This window comes from Streptomyces sp. NPDC041796 (genome assembly GCF_055590785.1).
In genome coordinates this window covers 143,957-166,921 of record NZ_JBVJAH010000001.1, presented here as the reverse complement: position 1 = coordinate 166,921, position 22,965 = coordinate 143,957, and the positions used below count along the sequence as shown (strand labels likewise).

General features: G+C 71.0%; 22 protein-coding genes. 6 read left to right on the top strand and 16 right to left on the bottom strand.

Annotated elements, in window-relative coordinates; translation table 11 throughout:
- Window positions 1–36: 36 nt before the first annotated feature.
- The gene (locus ACZ6C1_RS00745; protein WP_469237139.1) at window positions 37–3,006 is read right to left on the bottom strand and encodes a UPF0182 family membrane protein; all 2,970 of its coding nucleotides are present in this window, start codon (window positions 3,004–3,006) and stop codon (window positions 37–39) included.
- Between the two features lie 138 nt (window positions 3,007–3,144).
- Between ACZ6C1_RS00745 and ACZ6C1_RS00740 the strand changes: the two genes are divergently transcribed.
- Window positions 3,145–3,702 (top strand): PPA1309 family protein, encoded by a 558-nt coding sequence (locus ACZ6C1_RS00740; protein ID WP_469236444.1) that lies wholly within the window; start codon window positions 3,145–3,147, stop codon window positions 3,700–3,702.
- Window positions 3,703–3,824: 122 nt separating this feature from the next.
- Here ACZ6C1_RS00740 and ACZ6C1_RS00735 read toward each other — a convergent pair whose 3' ends face one another.
- The 4 genes from ACZ6C1_RS00735 to ACZ6C1_RS00720 all read right to left on the bottom strand — a co-directional run bounded on the left by ACZ6C1_RS00735 (window position 3,825) and on the right by ACZ6C1_RS00720 (window position 7,331).
- A complete protein-coding gene (locus ACZ6C1_RS00735) occupies window positions 3,825–4,913 on the bottom strand; it encodes a YlbL family protein (protein ID WP_469236443.1) in 1,089 nt (362 codons plus the stop codon).
- A gap of 63 nt (window positions 4,914–4,976) precedes the next feature.
- A complete protein-coding gene (locus tag ACZ6C1_RS00730) occupies window positions 4,977–5,147 on the bottom strand; it encodes a hypothetical protein (RefSeq protein WP_179166405.1) in 171 nt (56 codons plus the stop codon).
- A 125-nt stretch (window positions 5,148–5,272) separates the two neighbouring features.
- Entirely contained in the window at window positions 5,273–5,734 is a 462-nt protein-coding gene (locus ACZ6C1_RS00725; RefSeq protein WP_084895839.1) for a molybdenum cofactor biosynthesis protein MoaE, read from the bottom strand.
- Window positions 5,735–6,221: 487 nt separating this feature from the next.
- Window positions 6,222–7,331, bottom strand: a complete 1,110-nt coding sequence (locus tag ACZ6C1_RS00720) for an SDR family oxidoreductase (RefSeq protein WP_469236442.1) — start codon at window positions 7,329–7,331, stop codon at window positions 6,222–6,224.
- Between the two features lie 190 nt (window positions 7,332–7,521).
- Here ACZ6C1_RS00720 and ACZ6C1_RS00715 point away from each other — a divergent pair, with 190 nt between their 5' ends.
- Entirely contained in the window at window positions 7,522–8,919 is a 1,398-nt protein-coding gene (locus ACZ6C1_RS00715; RefSeq protein ID WP_469236441.1) for a zinc-dependent metalloprotease, read from the top strand.
- A complete protein-coding gene (locus ACZ6C1_RS00710) occupies window positions 8,916–9,446 on the top strand; it encodes an NUDIX hydrolase (RefSeq protein ID WP_469236440.1) in 531 nt (176 codons plus the stop codon). The genes ACZ6C1_RS00715 and ACZ6C1_RS00710 overlap by 4 nt, the downstream gene beginning before the upstream one ends.
- A 57-nt stretch (window positions 9,447–9,503) precedes the next feature.
- On the opposite strand, the gene ACZ6C1_RS00705 is transcribed toward ACZ6C1_RS00710, so the two are convergent.
- The 4 genes from ACZ6C1_RS00705 to ACZ6C1_RS00690 all read right to left on the bottom strand — a co-directional run bounded on the left by ACZ6C1_RS00705 (window position 9,504) and on the right by ACZ6C1_RS00690 (window position 13,391).
- Window positions 9,504–10,259, bottom strand: coding sequence for an AIM24 family protein (locus ACZ6C1_RS00705; protein ID WP_469236439.1), 756 nt, complete (start codon window positions 10,257–10,259; stop codon window positions 9,504–9,506).
- A 19-nt stretch (window positions 10,260–10,278) separates the two neighbouring features.
- A complete protein-coding gene (locus tag ACZ6C1_RS00700) occupies window positions 10,279–10,959 on the bottom strand; it encodes an AIM24 family protein (protein ID WP_469236438.1) in 681 nt (226 codons plus the stop codon).
- A 14-nt stretch (window positions 10,960–10,973) separates the two neighbouring features.
- Window positions 10,974–12,707 carry a TerD family protein gene (locus ACZ6C1_RS00695; protein WP_469236437.1) on the bottom strand — a complete coding sequence of 578 codons (1,734 nt, stop codon included), beginning with the start codon at window positions 12,705–12,707 and terminating at the stop codon, window positions 10,974–10,976.
- A gap of 108 nt (window positions 12,708–12,815) precedes the next feature.
- Window positions 12,816–13,391: a M48 metallopeptidase family protein gene (locus ACZ6C1_RS00690; protein WP_469236436.1), complete on the bottom strand. Its 576-nt coding sequence runs from the start codon at window positions 13,389–13,391 to the stop codon at window positions 12,816–12,818.
- 190 nt (window positions 13,392–13,581) lie between these two features.
- Here ACZ6C1_RS00690 and ACZ6C1_RS00685 point away from each other — a divergent pair, with 190 nt between their 5' ends.
- Together ACZ6C1_RS00685 and ACZ6C1_RS00680 are read left to right on the top strand one after the other, a co-directional pair.
- Entirely contained in the window at window positions 13,582–14,727 is a 1,146-nt protein-coding gene (locus ACZ6C1_RS00685; RefSeq protein WP_469236435.1) for a TOMM precursor leader peptide-binding protein, read from the top strand.
- A 64-nt stretch (window positions 14,728–14,791) separates the two neighbouring features.
- Window positions 14,792–16,168 carry an ABC1 kinase family protein gene (locus ACZ6C1_RS00680; protein WP_469236434.1) on the top strand — a complete coding sequence of 459 codons (1,377 nt, stop codon included), beginning with the start codon at window positions 14,792–14,794 and terminating at the stop codon, window positions 16,166–16,168.
- 64 nt (window positions 16,169–16,232) lie between these two features.
- Here ACZ6C1_RS00680 and ACZ6C1_RS00675 read toward each other — a convergent pair whose 3' ends face one another.
- The 5 genes from ACZ6C1_RS00675 to ACZ6C1_RS00655 all read right to left on the bottom strand — a co-directional run bounded on the left by ACZ6C1_RS00675 (window position 16,233) and on the right by ACZ6C1_RS00655 (window position 20,114).
- The gene (locus ACZ6C1_RS00675; protein WP_469236433.1) at window positions 16,233–16,430 is read right to left on the bottom strand and encodes a hypothetical protein; all 198 of its coding nucleotides are present in this window, start codon (window positions 16,428–16,430) and stop codon (window positions 16,233–16,235) included.
- A gap of 104 nt (window positions 16,431–16,534) precedes the next feature.
- The gene (locus ACZ6C1_RS00670) at window positions 16,535–16,861 is read right to left on the bottom strand and encodes a hypothetical protein (protein ID WP_469236432.1); all 327 of its coding nucleotides are present in this window, start codon (window positions 16,859–16,861) and stop codon (window positions 16,535–16,537) included.
- A complete protein-coding gene (locus ACZ6C1_RS00665) occupies window positions 16,858–17,226 on the bottom strand; it encodes a WhiB family transcriptional regulator (RefSeq protein ID WP_005480495.1) in 369 nt (122 codons plus the stop codon). Before ACZ6C1_RS00665 ends, ACZ6C1_RS00670 begins: the two co-directional genes overlap by 4 nt.
- A 169-nt stretch (window positions 17,227–17,395) precedes the next feature.
- Window positions 17,396–17,728: a hypothetical protein gene (locus tag ACZ6C1_RS00660; protein ID WP_469236431.1), complete on the bottom strand. Its 333-nt coding sequence runs from the start codon at window positions 17,726–17,728 to the stop codon at window positions 17,396–17,398.
- A gap of 169 nt (window positions 17,729–17,897) precedes the next feature.
- Complete coding sequence (locus ACZ6C1_RS00655; protein WP_469236430.1) at window positions 17,898–20,114, bottom strand: ATP-dependent DNA helicase UvrD2; 2,217 nt, start codon at window positions 20,112–20,114, stop codon at window positions 17,898–17,900.
- Between the two features lie 162 nt (window positions 20,115–20,276).
- Between ACZ6C1_RS00655 and ACZ6C1_RS00650 the strand changes: the two genes are divergently transcribed.
- Window positions 20,277–20,519, top strand: coding sequence for a mycoredoxin (locus ACZ6C1_RS00650; protein WP_392272176.1), 243 nt, complete (start codon window positions 20,277–20,279; stop codon window positions 20,517–20,519).
- A gap of 13 nt (window positions 20,520–20,532) precedes the next feature.
- Here the strand turns inward: ACZ6C1_RS00650 and nudC are convergent, their stop codons facing one another.
- Together nudC and ACZ6C1_RS00640 are read right to left on the bottom strand one after the other, a co-directional pair.
- Window positions 20,533–21,480 carry an NAD(+) diphosphatase gene (gene nudC, locus ACZ6C1_RS00645; RefSeq protein ID WP_469236429.1) on the bottom strand — a complete coding sequence of 316 codons (948 nt, stop codon included), beginning with the start codon at window positions 21,478–21,480 and terminating at the stop codon, window positions 20,533–20,535.
- Window positions 21,481–21,557: 77 nt separating this feature from the next.
- On the bottom strand, window positions 21,558–22,964 hold the full coding sequence (locus tag ACZ6C1_RS00640) for a dipeptidase (protein ID WP_469236428.1): 1,407 nt from the start codon (window positions 22,962–22,964) through the stop codon (window positions 21,558–21,560).
- Between the last annotated feature and the right edge of the window lies 1 nt (window position 22,965).

Sequence of the window (22,965 nt, the reverse complement as noted above, 5' to 3'; positions counted from 1 at the left end):
CGCCCGAAGGACGGGCAGGGGGCTCGGCCGCACGGCTCAGCCGCCCGAGGCGGGCTTCGCCGCCCCGGCGGTACCGGCACCGGTCGCGGGCTTGTCCGCCCCGGCGGCGGGTTTGTCGGCGTTCTTGCCGGCGTCGGCCTTGCGCTGGGCGTCCGCCTCGGCGACCCGCTGCAACGCCGCGGCCAGTTCGTCCTGCGCCTTGCCGTACGCCGTCCAGTCACCCTTCTTCAGCGCCGCCTCGCTGTCCGCGAAGGCCTTCTGCGCGTCCGCGATCGCCTGCGCGAGCGCGGCCTCGCCGGTGACCGGCGGCTTGGTCGGGTCGCTCGGCGGCGGTGTGGTGGGCGTCTCTCCGTCCACCCCGAAGACCGCGTTCAGCGCCTTGGCGAGGTTGTCCTCGAACACCGTGGTGTCCTTGGTGGTGTCGCCTTCCGGCTGGTCCGCGTCGACGTACGACACCGCCACCTTCCGCAGCAGCGGATAGAGGGCGTTCCTGCCCTGGGCGTAGATCGGCTCGACGTACAGGAAGCCGCCGTCCAGAGGCACCGTCAGCAGGTTGCCGTACTGGATGTCGGAGTCGGCACCCTTGAGGTCACGGACGAACTGGGCCACGGAGGGCAGGCTGTTGAGCTTGTTCTGCACCTGCGCCGGACCCGGCACGTCGGAGGTGACCCGCAGCAGCCTTATCCGGCCGTAGTCCTTGCTGTTGGCGTCGGCGTCGACCGCCATGAAGCCGCCCAGGTTGGGCCGGCCGTTCGGCGTGAACGTCGTCGTCAGCGAGAACTGCTGCTGGGTGTCCCCCGGCATCTTCATGCTCAGGTAGTACGGCGGGACCGCGTTGCCGTCCTTGTTCGTCGGGTCGTCCGGCACCTGCCAGGCGTCACTGCCGCTGTAGAACTGGGCGGCGTCCTGGACGTGGTAACGGGTCAGCAGCTCACGCTGCACCTTGAACATGTCCTGCGGGTAGCGCAGGTGCTCCCTCAGGTCCTCCTTGATGGCGCTCTTCGGCTCGACCGTGCCGGGGAAGGCCTTCATCCAGGTCTTGAGGACCGGGTCCTCGGTGTCCCACTGGTACAGCTTCACCGTGCCGTCGTACGCGTCGACGGTGGCCTTCACCGAGTTACGGATGTAGTTGACCTGGTTCTGCTGGGCCACGACCGCGCGCGTCTGGTTTCCGGCGGTGAGGGAGTCCGTGGTGGTGTCCCCCAGCGTCGTACGGGACGCGTACGGGTAGCCGTTCGTCGTGGTGTAGGCGTCGACGATCCACTGGATGCGGCCGTCGATGACCGCCGGATACGCGTCGCCGTCGATGGTCAGCCAGGGGGCGACCGCCTCCACGCGCTGCTTGGGCGTGCGGTTGTAGAGGATCCGCGAACCGTCGCCGATGGCTCCCGAGTAGAGGATCTGCGGCTCGCTGAAGGCGACGGCGTAAGCCGCCCGGTTGAAGGCGTTGGAGAGGTTGACCCCGCTCTTGCCCTTGTAGCTGGTGGTCTTCTCGCCGTTCTCCTCGTAGTCGAGCTCCTTCTGCGGGCCGCCGACGATCGAGTACTGCTCGGTCTTCTCGCCGTAGTAGATCCGCTGCTCGTACTTCGGGGTCTGGCCGCTGGTCGGCAGGCCGGACTCGGTGAAGATCGGGGAGCCGTTGGCGTCCGTCGCCGTACCCGTGGCCATGATCGCGCCATAGCCGTGGGTGTAGGTGAAGTGGTCGTTGATCCAGTTCCGCTTCGGGATGCCCTTGATGTTGAGCTCACGCAGGCCGACGACCGTGTCCTTGCCCTCGTACCGGTCGACGTCGAGCGTGGTCGGGAACTGGTAGTACTTCCGCCGCTGCTCCAGCTGCTGGAAGGTCGGCGACACGATGCTCGGGTCGACCAGCCGGTAGCTGGCGGCCGAGTCCGCGTTGGCCCGCAGCTTGTCCTTCGCCTTGACCGTGGACTTGCCGGAGTAGTTCTCCGGCTTCGTCTGGTCGATGTCGTACGCCTTGCGCGTGGCATCGATGTTCTTCTCGATGTACGGCGCTTCCTTGGCCTGCTCGTTCGGCTGGACCTGGAACTTCTGCACGATCGCCGGGTAGAGCCCGCCGATCAGGATCGCCGACAGGACCATGAGACCGAAACCGATCACCGGGAGCTGCCACGTGCGGCGCCAGAGCGTCGCGAAGAACAGCACGGCGCAGATGACGGCGATGCAGAAGAGGATCGTCTTCGCCGGGAGGTACGCGTTGGCGTCGACGTACCTGAGGCCCGTCCAGTTGCCCGTCGCCTTGAAGTCGCTGGACTTCACGGCCAGGCCGTACCGGTCGAGCCAGTACGCGACGGCCTTCAGCGAGACGAAGACGCCGAGCAGGACGGACAGGTGTCCGGTCGCCGCGGCGGTCGCGCGGGCGCCGGGGCTGGTGATGCGCAGCCCGCCGTACAGGTAGTGCGTCAGGGCCGCCGCGATCAGCGACAGCACGGTCGCCGCGAAGCCGAAGCCCAGCAGGAAGCGGTACCAGGGCAGGTCGAAGGCGAAGAACGACACGTCGAGGCCGAACTGCGGGTCCTTCTGGCCGAAGGACACCCCGTTGACCCACATCAGCCAGGTGCGCCACTGACCGGACGCCGAGGCACCCGCGATCAGCCCGACCAGGGCCGTGATCACCAGGAGCACCCACTTCTTGTACGGGGCCACTCCCATCCGGTACCGGTCCAGGCTCTGCTGCTCCAGCGACATCGCGCTCAGCGGCGGGCGCAGCCGGTGCGCGAGCCAGATGTTCAGTCCGACCGCCGCGGCCATCAGCAGGCCGAAGACGGCGAAGAGGCCGATCTTCGTCCACAGGGTGGTGGTGAAGACGGACGAGTAATTGACGGACCTGTACCACAGCCAGTCCGTCCAGAACCCGGCGAACATGACAAAAAGCATGGCCAGGACGGCCAGTACGCCCAAGGTCATGAGCAGGGTGCGGGCCCGCCGGGACGGCCGGCCGACTCTGATCCGTGGCCCGGTCGGGCCTCCGCCGCGGTCCGGCATCTGGAAAGCCAACGTGCGCCCCTCGAGTTCGCGGTCGTGTGGTGAAGCAGGCCCAGCGATCGTAGAGCCCACCCATGCAACTTACTGAAGCTTTACCTAGTTCCCGCCTCCGGGTCGAAAGGAGGCAGGATATTGACCATGTCCAACGTTTCCCCCTCAGGCCCCCCGATGGCCGCCAGCCCGCTGACCCGCGCGGTGCTCGAGATCGACGAGTACGCGTCCGGCCTCGGCTGGGACCAGCCGGCCCGGCTCTTCGCCCTCGTCGACACCGCCCAGCTGCGCTCCCAGGAGCCCGGCCTGGCAGCCCAGCTCGGCCTCGACGCCGACGAGGCCGCCGCTCCGCTCACCCCGATCGAGCAGGACGAGATCCCCGCCGACCGGCCGCTCGACGAGTTCCTCGGCACCATCGCCTGGCCCGACGCCGTGGCGGGGTGCGCGATGACGGTGGAGCGCCTGATGCTTCCGCCGTCCGCCGAGGCCTCCGTCCCGGACGGCCTCGACGAGGCGGGACTGGCCAAGTGGGTCGCCGCCCACCCGGACCGCCAGGAGGTCCGCATGACGGTGGCGGTCCTCCGCGACGGCGCCCGCGAGTCGGCGCTGCGGCTGCGTGAGAAGGACTCCCCCACGGAGGTCCTCACCGGCGCCGACCTCGTACCCGGCCTCGCCGAAGCCCTGGCCGCCACGTTCGAGTCCTGACCGCCGCGTTCGCGTCCTGACCACCGCGTTCGACCGCCGGCCCCGGCCGCCGCGGCCTGAGCTCGCGGGGCGGGCCGGGGCGGTGGGGGCTTGCGGGTCGCGCCGGGGGGTGCGGCGGTGGGTCAGCCGGTGGAGCAGCTCGGGAGGCCGGTGGGGTCCCCCTTGCGGACCTTCTCCAGGGACGTCACCGCGTCCTTGATCGTGTTCACCTTGATCAGGGTCAGCCCGTCAGGCGTGTCGGAGGCCGCCGCCGCGCAGTTGTCGGCGGGCGTCAGGAAGTACCTGGCGCCCGCGTTCCGCGCGCCGACCAGCTTCATCTCGATGCCGCCGATGGGGCCTACCTTGCCCGTGTCGTCGATGGTCCCGGTGCCGGCGACGAACGTGCCGCCCGTGAGGTCGCCGGGGGTCAGCTTGTCGACGATCCCCAGGGAGAACATCAGTCCGGCGCTCGGGCCGCCGACATCGGCGAGCTTGATGTCGACGGTGAACGGGAACGTGTGATCGGTTCCGGCCTGGATGCCGACGATCGCCCGGTCGCCCTCGTCGGACGTCTTGGTGGTGAGGGTGAGCCGCTCGGTCGTAGTGGGCTCCCGGCCCGCCTTCTCCGCCGCCGCCGCGTCCTTCGCGGGGACGATGGTGAAGACCACGTTCTCCTTGGGCTTGTGCTTGGTGACGAGCTTCGCCACGTCCTCCGGCGCCTTGACCGGCGTACCGTCCACCGCCTTGATCACGTCGCCCGCGTGCAGTGTGCCCTCGGCCGGGCTGTTCTTCTGGACGGAGGAGACGACCACCCGGGACGCAACGGGGATGCCCAGCTGTCCGAGGGCGGCCACCTTCGCGCTCTCCTGGGACTGGCTGAACTCCTCGGCGTTCTCCTGGGTCGACTGCTCCTCGGTCTTGCCGTTGGGGTAGAGCGTCTCGTGGGGCACCACGACGCTGTCGTGGGCGAGCCACCCGTACACCGCTTCGACCAGGTTCATCCTGTAGTCCGCACCGGTGACCCTGACCGTCGTCATATTGAGATGCCCGGTCGTGGGGTAGGTCTTGTGCCCGGAGATCTGGAGCACCGGCTCGCCGTCGGCCTCGCCGAGCGTGTTGACCGTCGGTCCCGGGCTCATCTCCGAGTAGGGCACCGGAAAGAACACGCCTGCGCAGAGCAGCGCGATGAGGACGAGGGTGGAGGCGAGCATCGTCGCAGTGCGGCGTGGCATGGAACGACAGTACGGGACGCGCGTGTCCGTGCACCCTCGGGGCCGGTCCGTCCGGGGGGAGCGTCAGGCCGTGCCGCTGCCCGAGTGGGACTTCTCCATCACCTCGCGGAAGCGCGCGTAACCGGCCAGCTCGGCCACGTCACCGGTGGTCCGGTCGCGGGAGGCCCAGCTTCCCCATATCGCAGCACCGATGGCGGCGAACAGCGGAATCAGCAACCAGGCGAGAACTGCCATCGCGACCTCCCATCCCCATGATCACAAAGCACTGACTGATCAGCAGATTAACCATCCACCGTTTCAACGCTCACGCCAGGGGTCGGGTTACGCAAATCGGACGCTTGCCCACCGTCCGCATCCGGTCAGCAGGCGCCGACCCACTCCTCAGTGCCGTCGGAGAAGCGCTGGTGCTTCCAGATGGGCACCTCGTGCTTGAGGTCGTCGATCAGCTTGCGGCACGCCTCGAATGCCTCTCCCCGGTGCGGGCACGACACGGCGACGACGACCGCCAGGTCGCCGACCGTCAGGTCGCCCACCCGGTGGACGGCCGCGAGGGCACGCACGGGGTAGTCCGCGACGACCTTCTCCGCGACGCGGCGCAGCTCGGCCTCGGCGGTGGGGTGGCTGGAATATCCCAGGGCGTCGACGTCGGCACCACCGTCGTGATTGCGCACGGTGCCCACGAAAAGGGCGGTGCCACCGGCCGCGTCGTCGCCGACGGCCCGGAAGACCTCGTCGAGGGAGAGCGGGGTGTCACGGATCGCCAGCAGCCGGATCGGGTCCGCCGCCGCGCGCTCGCCGGGGTGGTCGTACGTGGGTGCCATGAAGCCATCGTGCCGCACGGGACTGACATCGCGGAATAGCGTTTTCGACCTGCCCGGCCACGCGCGCGTTGGAGCCTCCTACAGGCCCGCCGCCCCGCCCCTGCGCCCGGCCTCGGGCCGGGCCCGGTCCGGGCCTCTGGGTCGCACCCGGGGGCCGGTCTTCGTCCACGCCTGCTGCGGGGCGGCTCCGGGCCTGGTCCCGGGCCTGGTCCCGGACCCCTGGGTTTCGGGCCTAACCCCGGGCCCCTGGGTTTCGGACCTGGGTTCCGGGCCTGGGTTCCGGGCCTGGGTTCAGCGCCTGGGTTGGGCGCCTGGGTTCGGGCCTTGGGCGGTGGCCCACAGCGGACCTCTGTTCCGGCTCCCGCCGAACCTCTGGGGCTCCCGGACCTGTGGGCCAGGCCCACCGCGCCGGGACCCGGACCGGACGGCCGGGCCGGACCCGTACCCGCCACTCCGGACCCGTACCGCCACTCCGGCCGCCGGCCCGCTACAGACCGCGGCGCTTGCGGGCCCGGCGTACCAGGGCGGCGGTGCCCAGCAGGGCGACCGTCGCGCCCGCGGCGCCCGCCGCCGTGGCGTCCTTGCGGCCGAGGCGCCGGCCCGCGAGCGTGTGGCGGCCCTCGACCTCCTCCAGGAGCGCGGCGAGGACCTCCTCGTTGGTCCACTGCGGCCGCCAGCCCGCGTCGTGCAGACGCCCGACGCTGACGACCCACGGGTGCATGGTGTACGCGAGGTCACCGGCCGGCGACGGGGTCAGCCCGATCCGGTGGAGCCGGGCCGCCGCCCCGAGGGCCACCGCGGAGGGCAGCTCCATGCGGCGGATGCCGCTCAGCTCCTCGACCTCCTCCTGCTCCAGCCAGCCGTCACAGCCGACCGCGAACTCGCCCTCGACCTTCTCCAGCGCCGCGTACTCCAGCGCGCTGACCAGGTCCTCGACGTGGCAGAACTGCCAGGCCGGCCGTGATCCGGCGACCACCAGCAGCCGGGGCGACTCGAAGTAGCGGGTCAGCGCCGTGTCCGTACCGCCCACCAGGACGGCGGGGCGCACGACCGTGACGTTCAGGCCCGGGTGCGCCCGGGGCGCCCGGCGGGCCAGGCGTTCGATCTCCAGCAGGTCACCCACACCGGTGGCCTCGGCGGTCGCCCGGAGCTCGGCGTCCTCGGAGAGCGGGATGTCGTTGTCGGGCAGCGCCCCGTACACCATGGCGGAGGTGCACAGCACGACCCGGTGGACGCCGGCGGCCGCCGCCGCGGTCAGCACGGTCTGCGTGCCGCGGACGTTGTACGCCGTACGGGCGGCCGCGTCGCTCTCGAGGTCGAGGTCGAGCGCCAGGTGCACCACGACGTCGGCGCCGCGCAGCTTCTCGGCGATGGCCGGGTCGCGTACGTCGAGGATGTGCCACTGCGCTTCGGAGACCTCGCCCCGGCGCTCGTCGATGGCGATGACCTGCTTGACCTCCCCGGACGCGGCGAGGCGCCGGGCGAGCAGGTCACCGATGCCGGACGCGGCGCCGGTGACCGCGACGACGGGGCCGCGGCCGGAGGACTGGGTTGAGTGGTTTCGCGCTGCGCGAACCTGCGGATCTGGGGAACTCACCGGGCGTCTCCAGCGGTTGTCTTCAGTACGTACGTGTATGACGCGTACGTACCAGGTGGCGTCCATCCTGCCGCAGGCCATGAGCCGGTGGAGCACCGAGCCCACATCCGGCTCGGATGTCTACGCTGGTGGTGTTGTCGGGCAGCCGCCGCCGGCAGGAAGCCGGCGGCCCTACGAGCCGAGGAACCCCGTGAGTGACACCCCATTCGGATTCGGCCTTCCGCCGGAGGAGCCGGAGGACGGCGACGAAGGCAAGAAGAAGGGACCTGCCGAAGGTGGCAAGGGTGCCGGTGGCGACCCCTTCGGGTTCGGCGGCATGCCGGGCGGCGGGGACAACCCGTTCGCCGCGATGTTCGGCTCGCTGAACCCCACGGACCTGGGCGCGGCCTTCCAGCAGCTCGGCCAGATGCTCAGCTATGAGGGCGGTCCCGTCAACTGGGACATGGCCAAGCAGATCGCCCGCCAGACGGTGTCGCAGGGCACGTCGGACGGCACCAAGGACGCCAGTGTGGGTCCGGGCGAGCGGTCCGCGGTCGAGGAGGCCGTGCGCCTGGCCGACCTGTGGCTGGACGGCGTGACGTCCCTGCCGTCGGGGGCGAGCACCGCCGTGGCGTGGAGCCGGGCGGAGTGGGTCGAGGCGACGCTGCCGGCCTGGCAGCAGCTGGTGGACCCGGTCGCGGAGCAGGTCGGCGCGGCCATGGGGAACGTCCTGCCCGAGGAGATGCAGGCCATGGCCGGCCCGCTGATCGGCATGATGCGCTCCATGGGCGGCGCCATGTTCGGCCAGCAGATCGGTCAGGCCGTGGGTGTCCTGGCCGGTGAGGTGGTCGGTTCGACCGATATCGGGCTGCCTCTGGGGCCGGCCGGCAAGGCCGCGCTGCTGCCGCTGAACGTGGCGGCGTTCGGCAAGGACCTGGGCGTGCCGCAGGAGGAGGTGCGGCTGTACCTGGCGCTGCGCGAGGCCGCCCACCAGCGGCTCTTCGCCCACGTGCCGTGGCTGCGCTCGCACCTGTTCGGCGCGGTCGAGGGGTACGCGCGCGGGATCAAGGTCGACACCGGCAAGCTGGAGGACGCGGTCGGCGGGCTCGACCCCTCCAACCCGGAGCAGCTGCAGGAGGCCCTTCAGCAGGGCATGTTCCAGCCGGAGGACACGCCGGAGCAGAAGGCCGCGCTCGCCCGTCTGGAGACGGCGCTCGCGCTGGTCGAGGGCTGGGTGGACGCGGTGGTGCACGAGGCCGCCAAGACCCGGCTGACGTCGGCGGGCGCGCTGCGTGAGACGCTGCGCCGCCGCCGTGCCTCGGGCGGTCCCGCCGAGCAGACGTTCGCCACGCTGATCGGTCTGGAGCTGCGGCCGCGCCGGCTGCGGGACGCCTCACGGCTGTGGGCGTCGCTCACGGACGCGCGCGGTGTGGACGGCCGTGACGGCCTGTGGGAGCACCCGGACATGCTGCCCACGGCGTCCGACCTGGACGACCCGGACGGTTTCGTGCACCGCGAGCACCTGGACTTCTCGGAGCTCGACAAGATGCTCGGTGAGGCCGCCGGGCGGGACGAGCGCGACCAGGGCGAGGACGACACCGACAAGTGACTCTGCACGATGACGCCGTCCTCGTACTGAAGGCGTACGACGGACCAGAGGACCAGGCCGAGCTGCGCCAGGTCTACCTGGACCACTTGGCGGCCCACCCGGACGGGATGTGGAAGGCGTGCGAGGCCGGGCACCTGACGGCCAGCGCGCTGGTGGTGGATCCGGAGCGCGGCCGGGTCCTGCTGACCCTGCACAAGAAGCTCGGCATGTGGCTGCAGATGGGCGGCCACTGCGAGCCCGGTGACGGGACGGTGGCCGGAGCGGCGCTGCGGGAGGCCACGGAGGAGTCCGGCATCCCCGGGCTGACGCTGCTGCCGGGCGGTCCGGCCAGGCTGGACCGGCATCCGATCCCGGCGCCCTGCCATTGGCACCTCGATGTGCAGTACGTGGCGATCGCGCCCCAGGACGCGGTGGAGGCGATCAGCGAGGAGTCCCTGGACCTGCGCTGGTTCGCCTACGAGGAGGTGGCGGCCGTGGCCGACGCGTCCGTCGTACGGCTGGTGGAGGCGGCCCGCGCTGCGCTGTGAGCGGTGGGTGTAAGGGGCGGCCGGCAATGGAGGCCGCCCCTTACCCGTGCGGGCTGCTCAGTTCCAGGCGTTGTTCTGGTTCTGGGCGTGTGCGCCGTGCTGGCCGACGCCGAACTGGGCGCCGAGGCCCTGCCCGATCTCGGCGTTCTGCGGCGGCATGACCTCACTGGGCTGGACGAGCGCGAAGCCCTGGCCCAGGAAGCTCAGTTCCCAGCCTTCCCCGGTGCTGCCTCGGCGGCGGCGCACGTTGGACGAGTGGGTCTGCGCCTGCATCTGGACACGCAGCGACGACGACCAGGCAACGATCGCGTCGGCGTCGGCGTTGACGTACTTCTCCGGCGTGACCTGCATCATCAACGGCTGACCGGAGGTCATCAGGGCGACCTTGCCCCGGCCGGAGATGTTCAGCTGGTACTTGCCGGAGCCCGAGATGCCGTACTGGCTGTCCACGGCGATCACTTCGGTGTGCAGGGTGGAGTCCAGCGCCAGTACGTAGGCACTGTCCACGGTCATTCCGTCCTGGTCGACGTCCACGACATGGATGTACTGGGCCAGGTTGGCGAAGTAGACGGTGCCCTGCCCGGAGCAGCGCATCAGGTCCAGGCCCTCACCGGTGTTGGCCCGGGCGCTGCGCTGGTTGTTGTTCTGGTACTCGCCGTCGAAGTCGATCAGCCCCTGGTACGCGACCATGGCGCCCTTGCGGGCGAGGACGTCGTCGTGTCCGGTGAGGGCGACCCGCAGGAGCTGCGGGTTCTGCACGACGTACCGCTCCTGGCTCTGCTGTTCGGTGTGGCTGAAAAGCGGGCTCTGCATGGTGTGTTCTCGCTCCCCCTCAGCCCCGGATCCGCAGACGGTCGGTGCTGTCCTCGCTCGGCTGTACGACGACGATGCCCTGCCCTGAGAAGGCCATCTGGTACGCCTCTCCACTGCCCCGCCCGATCAGGGAGGAGGCCTTGAAGCTGCGCTTGCCCTTGACCTTGAGCGACGGCGACCAGGCCACGAGCGCGTCGGGGTCGACGTACGTCTCGTCCTCGCCGCGCCCGCAGTCGACGACGATCGGCGTCCCGCGCGAGGTCAGGGCGACCCAGCCGGTGCCGGCGAACTGGACGTTCCACAGGCCCTGTCCGGCGAACTTGGCCATGCCCTTGACCCGTTCGGCGCCCCACTGGAGGTGGGCGTCGAAGGCCAGCACATTGGTGCCGTTGACGGACAGGGCGTCGTTGTTGAGGTTGATGACGACGACGTCGGCACCGTAGTCGGCGAGGTAGAGCAGCCCGTCACCCGAGCACTTCATGACGGGCGCGCCCTCGCCGGTCACCCACTGGGAGGCGATCTGGCGGGCGGCGGGCGGGTTGGGCTCGTACTGGACGAAGCCCTCGTAGGCGACGACGGAGCCGGTGCGTGCGAACAGGTCCTGCCCCGAGGTCATGGCGACCTTGAGCATGGAGCGGCCGTGGTTCTCCATCCGGGCGGCGACGGGGGTGGGGGCGAAGCCCGCGAGTTGCTGGTTCATTGATTCGGGCTCCTTCAGACCTCGTAGGGCTGGACGATGATGAAGTTGCCGGGGGCGCCCCGGAACTGGAGGTTGACGGTCTCCCCGCTGTGGCCCGGGTAGGCGTTCCGGCGCAGGCGGACCTGGCTGGAAATGATCACCTGGGAGGCGGACGACCAGGCGACGACCGCGTTGCAGTCCGCGAAGGTGGTCGGTGTGACGGGCAGGACGACCGGGACGCCGTGGGTCTTCACGACGACCGTGCCGGTGCCCTGGAACTGCATGGTGAACAGCGCACCGCCGGGGATGCCGTGACCCTCGATGCGGCGGACCTCGTACTGCAGCGACTCGTCGAACGCGAGGACGTTCTCGGCGGAGACGCAGATGCCGTCGCCCTGGAGCTCGATGGGGTGCAGATGCGCCCCGTTCTCGGCGAGGAAGACCTGGCCGCGGCCGGTGCAGCGCATCAGCTGCATCTCCTGGCCGGTGGCGTTCCCGACGATACGGCCGGAGAAACCGGCGCCCTTGTAGCCGAACTCGACCTTGCCCTGGTACATGACCATGCTGCCCTGCCGGGCGAGCACGGGCGTGCCGCCCATGGCCAGGTCGACCCGCATGAGCTGCTGGTTCTGCGGTGTCCAGCGCTGCCCGGTGGGTGTCTCGCGGTACTTCTGGAGCGCCGCGTCCAGACCTGGGCCGGCCTGCGGCACGCCCTGGGGCATGCCGTGCGGCATTCCACCGGGAGGCATACCCATGGGCGGCTGCTGACCGTAGGGCTGTCCGTACTGCGGCTGCCCGTACGGGGCCGGGGCCTGCTGGCCGTAGGGCGGCGGCGTGCCGCCGGGCGGGGTCTGGCCCGGAACCTGGCCGTACGGGGACGGCATCCCGGGCGGCGGCGTCTGGCCGGGGGCCTGGCCCGGAACCTGGCCGTACTGCGGCTGCTGGGGCGGCTGGCCGTACGGGGACGGCGGGGTCGGCGCGACCGGCGCCATCGGCGCGGCGAGCGTCGGCGCGGTGTGCACGGGTTGCGCCGGCGCCGGTGCCGGTGCGGGTGCTGGTGCCGGTGCGGGCGTAGGCGCGGGCGCGGCGGGGGCACCGAACGACGGGGCGGGCTGCGGGGCCTGCGGCGTGGCCGGTGCGGCGGGCGCGCCGGGGGCGGCGAACGCCGGCGGGGCGAAGGACGGCGCCGCGGCCTGCGGCTGCTGCGGGGCGGCCGGCTGCTGCGGGGCGGCCTGCTCCTCCTCGGCGACCTCGCCGCCGAAGTTCCTGAGCAGCGCCTCCAGCCCGCCGTCGAAGCCCTGGCCGACGGCGGCGAACCGCCAGACGTCCTTGAGGTAGAAGTCCCCCAGCATCACCGCGCGCTCGGTACTGAACTCCGAACCGTCGAACGCGTACCGCGCAACCTCCTCGCCGCCCGCGACGATACGGATGTAACCGGGCCCCACTTGGGACATCTGCCCGGCACCGTCGATCGTCGCGGTGAAGGCCAGCTTGTGGATGTGCGGCGGGACGCGGTCGAGGGTGACGCGGAAGGACTCGGTGTCACCGGCCTGCGCGCCGAGCAGCTGGATGGACTCCTCGGGCGACTTCGGCTGGTTGAAGAAGACGAAATACCGGTCGTCCGAGAGCTGCTCATTGGCGTCCAGCCCGAAGCAACTGATGTCGAAGGTCAGACCTGGAGCGGCGATCTGCACTCCCACGTACAGATCGGTTCCGGGTGTGAGATCGCTGATCTTGGCCTTGTGGCCCCGTTGGAATTCCCTGGCCATGCGTAACGACCGTCCCCCATCCCGAATTTTGAATGCGTCGCGTCAGGCTAACGGCTGGCGACGACATTGAGCCAAGTCGGGACTGTTTCGGTACAGGATCGGTGAATGTCACTCTCCGCGAGCGGTCGGCAGGTGGGGCAACCGGCCCGCCGCGACGACTCCTTCCAGGTAGCCGCGGGCCCGCTCGGTCCGGGGATAGGCCTCCAGCAGCCGCCAGAACCGGGGCCCGTGCCCGGGGACCAGCAGATGGGCCAGTTCGTGGACGAGTACGTAGTCCACCACGTACTCCGGCATGCCCTGCAGCCGGTGCGACAGGCGAATGCTGCCCTCGGCCGGGGTGCAGGAGCCCCACCGGGTGTTCTGGTTGGTCACCCACCGCACGGACGTCGGCCGCGCCCTGCCCTCGAAATACTGGGCGGACAAGCGCTCCGCACGCTCGGTGAGCTCCGCGTCACCGAGGACGCGTTTGCTCTCCTGGGCGGCGAGCTTGTCGAGCATCACGTTCACCCAGCGTCGCTCCTCCGCCTCCGACATCCGGGCGGGGATGAGCACGATCGTCCGGTCGCCCTCGCGGTAGGCGGAGACGGTCCTGTTGCGCCGGGAGCTCCTGCGGACCTCGACCGCACGCGTCCCCGCGCTGCGGGGCGGGTCGCTCGTCGGACTGCGCTGTGGGTCGGCGGGCACGCCCCGACGTTACCCGCTGTCAGCGGGGGAAGTCCCGCCTCCGGAACGGTTGGCGTGTGATCTGTCCACAGCCTGCACCATTTGAACGACTAATGCGCCTGCCCTGTGGACAACTTTCTGCGCCGGCTGTCCGCGCCGGGCATTCTGATGCCGAGATCACCGGAGTCGGATGAGGATCACGGGGGCGGATATGCATCCGAGGATGAGGCCCGCGCTGCGACGCGCCTGGCGCAATCTGCAGTTCGTGCAGTTCGGAGCGGCCCCGGCGCATGCGGTGGTGGTCGGGCCGGTGGACACGACGACGGGCAGTCTGCTCTCGCTGTTCGACGGGACGCGGGGACTGGAACTGCTGCGTGAGGAGTCGCGGGCGCTGGGATTGCCGGACGGCCACCTGGAGGCCCTGCTGGACCGGCTGGCGGAGGCGGGGCTGCTGGACGACACGACGGCAGGCGACCCGGCGGTCGAGGTGTTGCGGAAGGAGGACGGCGCATACGACCGGCTGCGTGCCGACCTGGCGTCACTGTCCGTCGTCCATCGCGAACCGGGCGGGGCGGCACGGCGGTTGGCTGCGCGACGGGGCATGCGCGTGCAGGTGAAGGGCGCCGGACGGGTGGGGGCGAGCATCGCGGCGCTGCTGTCGGCTTCCGGGGTCGGCCGGGTGGAGGTGCTGGACGGTGAGCGGGTCGAACCATGGGACGTGACCCCCGGCGGGCTGCCGGCCGAGGCGGTCGCCGAGCGGCGCGACGCGGCGGCCCGGCGGCTGGTGGGGCGGTCGGCACCGGGCGGGCGGGTGCCGCGGACGGTCCGGACGGGCAGGGAGGCGGGGTCGGAGCCGGGGCTGTCCCTGGTCGTGGTCGCCCCGCGGGACGGCCTGGCGGCGTACGCGCCGGACCCCGTGCCCGCCGACGACTGGGTGGCCACGGGAACTCCTCATCTGTACGCGGGAGTGATCGAGGCGACGGGGGTCGTGGGCCCGCTGGTGCTGCCCGGCGGCACGGCGTGCGCGGGGTGTGTGGAGCTGGAGCGCTCCGACCGGGACCCGGCGTGGCCGCGGATGCTGGCGCAGTGGCGTTCGGGGCGGCAGAGCCGGGTGCCCGCCTGTGACCAGGGGCTGGCGGCCGCGGTGGCGGGGCTCGCGGCGGCGCACGCGGTGTCGTTCCTGGACGGGGAACTGCCCGCGAGCACGGGCGCCCGGTGGGAGGCCTCGCTGCCGTTGCTGGAGTGGCGCTCGGAGCGGATGTCACCTCACGCCGAGTGCCCCTGCGGGGCGGCCCGGCACGCGGAGGGGGTGCGCGCCTCGGTGTCCGCGGACGGGCAGGACACAATGGCGGGGTAACCGCGGTCGACGAAGCGACGCCTATGGCAAACGCGGCACGGCAGTCTGGGATATGGAGGGGCGTATGTCTGATCTTCCCCGGAAGGCGGTAACCCGTACCGTCAAGTTGGCCACGTTGCCTCTGGGCTTCGCCGGCCGGGCCACATGGGGGCTGGGCAAGCGGATCGGAGGCAAGTCCGCGGAGATCGTGGCCCGTGAGCTGCAACAGCGCACGGCGGACCAGCTGTTCCGCGTGCTGGGAGAGCTGAAGGGGGGCGCGATGAAGCTCGGGCAGGCACTGTCCGTCTTCGAGTCGGCGCTTCCCGAGGAGATAGCGGGGCCCTACCGGGCGGCGCTGACCAAGCTCCAGGAAGCGGCTCCGCCCATGCCGACCCGCACGGTCCACTCGGTGCTGGAGGAGCGGCTGGGCGAGCAATGGCGGGAGCTTTTCCTGGAGTTCGAGGACAAGCCGTCGGCGGCTGCCTCGATCGGCCAGGTGCACCGGGCCGTGTGGCACGACGGTCGTGAGGTCGCGGTGAAGGTGCAGTACCCCGGTGCGGGTGAGGCACTGCTGTCGGACCTGGCGCAGCTCAGCCGGTTCGCCCGGCTGTTGGGGCCGCTGGTGCCGGGTATGGACATCAAGCCCTTGATCAAGGAACTCCGCGACCGGGTGGCCGAGGAGCTGGACTACGGTCTGGAGGCGGAGTCCCAGCGGGAGCACGCCGCGGAATTCGTGGACGATCCGGATGTGGTGGTGCCGGATGTGGTGCACCAGTCCGATCAGGTGCTGGTGACCGAGTGGATCGACGGGATACCGCTGGCGGAGATCATCGCGGACGGTACGCCCGAGCAGCGTGACCGCGCGGGACAGTTGCTCGCTCGGTTCCTGTTCTCCGGGCCGGCCAGGACGGGGCTGCTGCACGCGGATCCGCACCCGGGCAACTTCCGGCTGCTGCCCGCCGCGGACGACGGGGACGACGTGGGGGGCTGGCGGCTCGGGGTGCTGGACTTCGGCACGGTGGACCGACTGCCGGGCGGCCTGCCGGAGACCATCGGGGCGTCGCTGCGGATGACCCTGGAGGGGGACGCGGAGGGGGTGTACGAGCTGCTCCGCGAGGAGGGGTTCGTCAAGGAGACGATCGACCTCGATCCGGACGCGGTGCTGGAATACCTGCTGCCCATCATCGAGCCGGCCGACGCCGACGAGTTCACCTTCACCCGGGACTGGATACGCGGTCAGGCGGCCCGGATCGCCGATATGCGCTCGCCCGCGCACCAGTTGGGCAAGCAGCTCAATCTGCCGCCGTCGTACCTGCTGATCCACCGGGTGACGCTGAGCACGATCGGGGTGCTGTGCCAGCTGAACGCGACGGTGCGGATGCGGGACGAGCTCGAGGAGTGGCTGCCCGGCTTCCTGCCCGACGACGACGCGGACCCGGCCGTCGCGGAGGCGCACGCCTGAGCACGGCCCGGCGCGGACCTGTGCCCGTCGTCCCGCCCCGGGTGGGCCGGGACGGCGGTCGCGGTCACCACCAGGAGGAGTCGAGTCTGCTCTCGATGGCTCTGAGATGGGCTCGGGCGCAGTCGTCACAGAAGTACAGACGGCTGCCGTTCTCCACGGAACAGGTCCAGGTCACCGGGAGGCTGTCGGCGGTCGCGCCGCAGCGGGAGCACACCACGCTCTGTGTGCCCGGCTGCGCGGGGGGAGAAGTCCGCTCGTTCACTACGAGACGATAACCCCGCCGGGGGTCCAGGGCCACGCGCAACGCACCGCGGGGACCGGCCCGTCAGGACCGGTCCCCGCTTGGTGATCAGTGCCGTGGCGGCACTAGTTCATGACGGCCATGGCCAGCGCGCGGCGGGCGCGCATGGACACGCGCTCGGCGCGGCGCTGCATGCGCCGGGCGGCGACCAGGCGCAGGGCCTGGCGTTCCGCGTCGGCTTCCTGCATGCGCTGATGCATATGGGCACGGGCCAAGGCTTCTTGGATGAGTTGCATCTCACGGTTCCTGTTCTGGCGCGACGCGGTCGCGCCGATGGTGCTGAAGGCTGGGGTCGCGGAGCCGGACGGCTCGCTGGTGGAAGAGGTCATCGGGGCCTGCTTCTGGGGATCGTGCGTGAGGGGGCGGTCGATGGTTCCGGCTCGGACGTTCATGCCGTGACCGGGTTCTTGCGCGGGCGGCCACGGGGCCGCTTGCGGGCGACGACCACACCCTGGACGAAGAGCTCACCGCCCCAGACGCCCCACGGCTCGCGCCGCTCCTTGGCGCCCGCGAGGCAGGCCTCCATGAGCGGGCAGGTGCGGCAGAGGGACTTGGCGTACTCCACGTCGGCCGGCGACTCGGCGAAGAAGACCTCCGGGTCGTAGGAACGGCAGGGGACGGGTACGCCGAGGTTCTCGATGGCGTCGTCGAGCGCGGTGAGCGCGGTGAGGGGGGTCAAGGTGGAGTCCTCCGTGAGGCCGGGCGGGGGGATCGTTTCGGAAGGCGGTACGGACGGGGCGTGCGCTTCGAGTTGCACGGTTTCGTTTTCCTCGTCTGGTCGGTCCGGCCTGTTGGCCGGTGGGCTGGTACCGGGTACTGCGTCGTCCCGAGGCCCCTTCGCTCCGTCTCCCGCATGAGGGAAAACAGAAGGGCCGCGGATCCCGGGTGGGGTTCCGCGGCCCTGAAGGCGCCGGCCTGATCCTGGATCAGGCTGGATCACTCCAGGGTTCGAGCCCACGGAAGGCCCACATCGAGTGGTGGTGCTGCGTCTGCGTCTTGGTTTCGGCACCGGTCGCCGCAAAGGCATAGGCCTGGGCCTTGCCTGCTGCTACTCCTGCTTCCAGTGCCTTGGTCGGTCGCTCACTGCGCTCCCGGACGGGCAGAGCCGCCAGGAGGGTGGCAGGACGCACGGCTGCGAAGCCGGGCATACCGGTGCCAAGGAGCGCCGAACCGGAGAGGCCGAGCGAGCAGGCGGAGACGACCACGCGATCGGTCATTTTGGCGGTGGTGCTGACGGAGCTGCTGTTGATGCTGATCACTGGAATCGCCTCCTCTCGGCGTCTCGGGGGGATCGGACGGAGCCGGTCCCGCGCGTATTCGGATAAGTACAGCACGAAGACAGGGCTTCGGAGAAGCCGCTGTTTCCGTGGTTAAGAACCTATGGGGCTTGACGGGGCGTGCGCAAACTATTTTTCCGACGAGTTTGGATCAGTCCTCGCCGCGCCCCTCGTCAGGGACTTGACCTGCGCAGATGGCGAGGACATCGGCTCCGAAGCGGTCGAGCTTGCGGACGCCGACACCGGAGATACGGGCCAGCTCGCCGTCCGTGGCGGGAACGGACTCGGCGATCGCCATCAGGGTCTTGTCGGTGAAGACGCAGTACGGGGGCTGCCCGAGCTGCTTGGCCTGCTCGGAGCGCCACTCCCGCAGCCGCTCGTACAGCGCCTCGTCCATGTCGGACGGGCAGTCCTCGCAGCGCATCAGCTTCATCTCACCCGCGTCGGTGAGCGTGGCGCCGCACACCCGGCACCGCACGGGCCCGCGGCGCCCGCGCCGGGTGGTCGCCGCAGGCCCGCCCACGCCCCGCTCGACCCCGGCGCCCCCGGCCCTGGTCCGCGCACCCGGCGGGGTGGAGCCGGGGCGCAGCCCGGTAAGGAACCGGGTCGGGCGGCGCGAGGCGCGGCCGCCGGGGGAACGGGCGAGCGCCCAGGACAGCGAGAGGTGGAGCCGGGCGCGGGTGACGCCCACGTACAGCAGGCGGCGTTCCTCCTCGACCTGCTCGTCGGTCTTGGCGTAGGTGATCGGCATCATGCCCTCGGTGAGGCCGACCAGGAACACCGCGTCCCACTCCAGGCCCTTCGCCGAGTGCAGCGAGGCGAGGGTGACGCCCTGGACGGTGGGGGCGTGCTGGGCGGCGGCCCGCTCGTCGAGCTCCGCCACGAGGTCACCGAGGGTGGCCCCGGGCTGCGCGCGGGCGAAGTCCTCGGCGAGCCGGACCAGTGCGGCGAGGGACTCCCAGCGGTCGCGGACCGCCCCGGAACCGGTCGGCGGTTCGGTGGTCCAGCCCTTGGTGGACAGTACGGCCCGCACCTGCGAGGGCAGGTCCTCCGCGTCGTCGAGCAGGGAGTCGTTGCCCCCGGCCCGGGCCGCGCCGCGCAGGGCGACACCCGCCTCGCGGACCTCGGCGCGCTCGAAGAAGCGCTCGGCGCCCCGAAGCTGGTAGGGCACGCCCGCGTCGGCGAGGGCCTGCTCGTAGATCTCCGACTGGGCGTTGATCCGGTAGAGCACGGCGATCTCGCCGGCCGGGACGCCCGCGGCGATCAGGTCGCGGATACGGCGGGCGGTGCCCTCGGCCTCGGCGGGCTCGTCGGCGTACTCGGTGTGGACGGGCTCGGGGCCCGGGTCGCGCTGGGAGATCAGCTCCAGGCGGTGTTCGGCGGCCCTGCCACGGGCCTGGGCGAGCAGCCCGTTGGCCAGGTGGACGACCTGGGGGGTCGAGCGGTAGTCGCGGACCAGCTTGACCACGGTGGCGTTCGGGTGCCGGGTGCGGAAGTTCAGCAGGTGGTCGGGGGTGGCGCCGGTGAAGGAGTAGATCGTCTGGCTGGCGTCGCCCACCACGCACAGGCTGTCGCGGTCGCCGAGCCACAGGTCGAGGAGGCGCTGCTGGAGCGGTGAGACGTCCTGGTACTCGTCCACCACGAAGTGCTGGTACTGGCGGCGGATCTGGTCGGCGATGTCGTGCCGGTCCTGGAGGATCCCGACGGTCAGCAGCAGGACGTCCTCGAAGTCGATGACTCCCCGGTCCCGCTTCAGCTGCTCGTACATGGCATAGATCTGGCCAATCTCAGCAGGATCGCGCGGAGCGTCGCGCTGGGCCTTGGCGACGGCGGCCGGGTAGTCGGCGGGGACGGTCTGGGTGACCTTGGCCCACTCGATCTCGCCCGTGACATCCCGCAGCTCATTGCGGTCGAGCCGGATACGGCAGCGGGCCCCTGCCTCGGCGACGAGCTGGACCTTGCGCTCCAGCAGCCGGGGCATGTCACCACCGACTGCTTTCGGCCAGAAGTACTGGAGCTGGCGGAGGGCGGCCGAGTGGAAGGTGCGCGCCTGGACACCGGCCGCGCCGAGCTGCCGGAGCCGGCCGCGCATCTCACCGGCGGCACGGTTGGTGAAGGTGACGGCCAGCACACTGCTGGGCTGGAGTATGCCCGCGCGGACGCCGTACGCGATGCGGTGGGTGATCGCGCGAGTCTTGCCCGTGCCGGCGCCCGCCAGCACGCACACCGGACCGTGCAGGGCGGTCGCCACCTCGCGCTGCTCGGGGTCCAGCCCGTCGAGCACCGCGTCGGCGTCCTGCGGCGGGGCCATGAACTGGCTCCCACCCGGTACCTGCGGGAAGAGAGTGGAGTGCGTTGCTGCTGTCACCCTGCCATGCTGCCAGGTCGACGGATGCGCACGGGACGGTTGTCCACAGGGCCCGGCCGGCAGTCCTACTTATCGGGAATGGTGGCGCGGACGTATACGTTCTGCCTCCTGGTGCCACGAGGAAGGCACCACCCCCGACGTGACCGACGAGGAGCGCAGACGATGCAGGGCAACCTGACGATGTACAGCACGACGTGGTGCGGCTACTGCCGGCGGCTGAAGAGCCAGATGGACCGCGAGGGCATCGCGTACACCGAGATCAACATCGAGCAGGACCCCGAGTCGGCCGCGTTCGTCGAGAAGGCCAACGGAGGCAACCAGACCGTCCCGACCGTGCTCTTCGCGGACGGGACGACGCTGACGAACCCCTCGCTGGCCCAGGTGAAGCAGAAGATCGGCGCCTGAGCGCCGACCGGCGCTACGCCACGTTCCCGGGCTTGGGCAGCGGCTTGCCGTACCAGAGCTCGGTCAGACGGGCCGCGATCGAGATTCCGTAGGGGGGAAGGACCTCGCCGGACTCGAACGCGGCCCGCAGCTCTTCCCGGGAGAACCAGCGGGCCTCCTCGATCTCGTCGCCGTCCACATTGATCTCGGACGACGTGGCCCGCGCCATGAAGCCCAGCATCAGGCTCGACGGGAAGGGCCACGGCTGGCTGGCGACGTACTCCACCTCGCCGATCGTCACCCCGGCCTCCTCGAAGACCTCCCGGGCCACCGACTGCTCGATCGACTCGCCCGGCTCCACGAAGCCCGCCAGCGTGGAGAAGCGGCCCTCCGGCCAGTGGACCTGCCGGCCCAGCAGCGCCCGGTCCTCCTCGTCCGTCACCAGCATGATCACCGCCGGGTCGGTACGCGGGTAGTGCTCGGCGCCGCAGGCCGGGCAGCGGCGGATGTGGCCGGCCGCCGCGATCACCGTGCGCTCGCCGCAGCGCGAGCAGAACCGGTGCAGCCGCTGCCAGTTCTCCAGCGCCACCGCGTGCACCATCAGCCCCGCGTCGCGCGGGGACAGCAGCAGCCCGGCCTCGCGCAGACCGGCCGGCCGCGCGGACTGGTCCATGCGGCCCGGCAGGGAGTCCTTCTGCAGCGCGAAGTAGCGGACGCCGTCGGTGTCCGTGCCCAGGAAGTAGCGGTGGGTCTCGGTGACGGGCGCCTCGAAGGCGGGGGTCATGACCAGTTCGGTGCGGCCGTCGGGGGTGTCGTCGATGAGGACCTGGCCGCCGGACACCACGAAGACGCGGGTCGTCGGGTGGCTCCACGCCGCGGCCAGCCACGCCTCGTCGAGACGGTGGTGGGCCGCGCGGTCGATACCGCTCGGAGCGGTGAGGCCGATGGGCCGGTGCCCGGCCTCGTTACTGATGGTGCTCACTGGTGCTTCCAACTCCCCCGGTGGATGGGTTCTCCTGGGTCTCTGTTCAGCTGCGTTTCCCGCGGGCGGGGTGCGGCTCAGCGGAGCGCGCCGGACAGGTCGCCCCACAGGTGGGCGGCTGTCTCCACGCCCTTGAGCAGCAGGTCCAGCTCGACTTTCTCGTTCGGTGCGTGCCAGCCGTCGGACGGCACGGAGATGCCCAGGAACAGCACCGGCGCGGCCAGTACGTCCTGGAGATCGGCGGCGGGTCCGGAGCCGCCCTCACGCGTGAAACGGATCTTCGCGCCGTCGAAGGCCCGGCTCATCGACCGTACGACCGACTGGAGGGCCGGGTGGTCGAGGGGCGTCAGGCAGGCGCGCGTCGGCGCACCGAAGGTGATCTTGTGGCGGATGCCGGCGGGGACGCGGGCGGCGACCCAGTCGCGTACGGCCGCCTCGATCACGTACGGGTCCTGGCCGGAGACCAGGCGGAACGACAGCTTCAGATGGGCGGACGCGGGGATGATCGTCTTGCCGCCGGGGCCCTGGTATCCGCCGCCGATGCCGTTGACCTCGGCGGTCGGGCGGGCCCACACGCGCTCCAGGGTGGAGTAACCGGCCTCGCCGAGCGTCCCGTGGGAGGTGGCGTTGGCCAGCCAGGAGGCCTCGTCGAAGGGCAGCTCCGCGATCAGCGCGCGCTCGGCGTCGGTCAGCTCCGTGACACCGTCGTAGAACCCGGGGATCGTCACCCGCTCGTTCTCGTCGTGCAGCGCGGCCACCAGCCGGGCCGCGACCGTGGCCGGGTTCGGGACGGCGCCGCCGAAGGCACCGGAGTGGATGTCCTGATCGGGGCCGTACAGGTCGATCTCGCAGTCGGCCACGCCCCGCAGGCCCGTGCACACGGTGGGCGTGGTCTCCGACCACATACCGGTGTCCGAGACGACCACGGCGTCGGCGGCCAGGCGGTCGCTGTGCCGCTCCACGAGCGCCCGGAAGTGCGGGGAGCCGGACTCCTCCTCACCCTCGACGAGCAGCTTGAGGTTGACGGCCGGGGCGGTACGGCCGGTCAGCGCGAGGTGGGCGCGCACACCCAGGGTGTGGAAGAAGACCTGGCCCTTGTCGTCGGCGGCACCGCGCGCGTGGAGCCGGTTTCCGCGGATCACCGGCTCGAAGGGGTCGGTGTCCCAGCCGTCCTCACGGGCGGCGGGCTGTACGTCGTGGTGCCCGTACACCAGGACGGTGGGGGCGTCCTCCTCGCCGGAGGGCCACTCGGCGAAGACCGCGGGGGCTCCCTCGGTCTCCCACACCTCGGCGACCGGGAAGCCGGTCTCCTTGAGCTTCGCCGCCAGCCACTCGGCACTGCGCCGTACGTCCGGGGCGTGCGCGGGCTGCGCCGACACGGACGGAATGCGCAGCCACTCGACGAGGTCGTCGAGGAAGGCGGCGCGGTGCTGCTCTATGTACGTACGTACTGTCTGGACGGCGCTGTCCGGGGTGTCGCTCATG